General features: G+C 38.1%; 1 protein-coding gene. It reads left to right on the top strand.

Annotation, left to right across the window (positions count from 1 at the left end):
* Positions 1-553 precede the first annotated feature (553 nt).
* Positions 554-1,873, top strand: a complete 1,320-nt coding sequence (locus BZG25_RS15540; RefSeq protein ID WP_077639365.1) for a HEPN domain-containing protein — start codon at positions 554-556, stop codon at positions 1,871-1,873.
* The last annotated feature ends 195 nt before the right edge of the window (positions 1,874-2,068 follow it).

Here is a 2,068-nt window from a genome sequence, read left to right as displayed (position 1 = left end):
AGAGATGGCTGAGTGGTTGAAAGCACCGGTCTTGAAAACCGGCAAGGGTTAATAGCCCTTCTAGGGTTCAAATCCCTATCTCTCCGCCACATACCGAAAGCCGCTGCTTAGTCAGCGGCTTTTTTGCGTTTATACTCCCGCAAATTTCTAAACTCTGACCCCGCCAACATTTTAGGCGATTCTGTCTAAACAGCTATTCTGCACTTTGGTATTCTAATCCTTTATATTTCTTCCTCTTACATGGTCTTTTGGATGCCGACAACCAACGGCGGTAGCGTGGGCGTTAAAGCAAATCCATTGGGCTTGTGATATCCGACCTCGTTCCCACGCTCCTGCGTGGTAACGAATTTTAGGCTAGTTTTTATCGTTGGGTGGAGAGTGAACGCCTTGGCTGGGATAGGCGGCATGCACACTATCACCGAAGAGAGCTTGATGAGATAGATGGAAAAACCACATGCGTATCATGAGGTTATGAATAAAAAAGGGCGTATAACGATTTTGAAAAATCGAGCTCGCGCACTAATATAATGTTAACTGCCTGAGGAAAAATGTTTTGAGCAATACAAAATATTCATCTTTCGAAAAATATGAATTTATTGGTGAATTTTTCATAAGTGAAAGTAGTTATTCAACAAGCTTTCCTGGCAAAGTTCAGTATGATTTGGAGTCAGGTCTTATCCTTAGTTTTAATATTGCAGATACTGATTTCCCAAAGCAAGCTGATGTTCTTTTAGGTATTTTAGACAACGGACAGAAATGTACTCTAATAGGCCCATTTGATTTTTCTCAAACAGGGATGCGTATAGGGAAAATTGTCACAAGGTACGGGAAACGAGGGTTTCGGTTTTTAGCTCTTGGCGAATTCTTAAGCATGGATACTCTCTACGGTAATGCACGCTTTACTTTTTCTCATATGCAAGAGTTTTTTTACCCTCAAGGCTGGATAGATAGTGTTAAGTATAAAGAAGGTGTGATTGAAAAAATTGAGGGTGCAGGTTGGGATTTAGAGGTGGAAAACAGAGCTACCTTTACAGATATAACTCATAGCCTCAAAAATCTGCTATTAACAAAGAATGAGAGTATTGCAAAAGAGATTGTTACAAATGTTAACTCAATACTTTCCAAGTCCGAAAATGAGCATTTATTGATACGAAAAACGTTGGAGTTTCTCTTTAACTTTCAGTCTGAAGAAGACCTTGATATACATGGGATTTATGATGCTTTATATAAAATAACATCTCTTTTTTCTATTCTTATGAATGTTCCTGTTTTTCCAGATGAAATTAAACTATATAGCCACAGTGAAGTTTCAGTTCAAATATTGGCAGGCCAAACACTTGAAGCAAGAACTGTTGAGTTAGCGAAAAATAAGCCTTCATATCACTTCATGCCTATAAATCGTAGTTCTGTAAATCTGACAACATCTTTAATTAAATGGTTTGAGTTATATGACAGTTATCAAGTTCTATCAACTACTTTCCAGTATGAAACTAACTTTAGGACATTACATGCTGCATATAGTGATATAATCCTATATCTAGCTAATGTTGAAGCTATCGCTATCGACTTAGGTACTCATAAAAATTCTAAGTATGTATCTGCTATTGAAAAGTATGCCTGTTCGAAACTGACTAATTCTCTTAATTCAATATTTACAGCAATAAACAATAATGATCTTGGTAAAAATTTATCAGATATCCGAGGTGAGCTTGCTCATGAGGGGCGTCCGAAAGTACTAATGCATAAACTAGATATTAGTGATTATATTGAGATATCTAGGCTGTTGAAGCTAATCGTAGTCTCTCATTTATTGTCGAAGCTTGGATTTGATGAAGGTTCTATACATGACTACCAAAACAAATTAATCCCTTGAGTCAACGGCAATTAACAAGGCCTTTAAGTCGGAAAAAAACAGTTGGCTTTGTTTCGTACCTCAACAAGTTTAGCCAACAATTTTTGTCCGCTTAACGCGGCTACATGGATTCCCCCGTTCGTCAAGCATCCGCGAAGCGTATTGAGTTTGGTTTGGACTGCCGCTCTACATTCGGCCTTTTACTGACTCACGTCA

The organism is Salinivibrio sp. ML198 (assembly GCF_001996015.1).
GTDB lineage: Bacteria > Pseudomonadota > Gammaproteobacteria > Enterobacterales > Vibrionaceae > Salinivibrio > Salinivibrio siamensis.
This window is presented reverse-complemented; position numbering and strand designations above follow the sequence as displayed.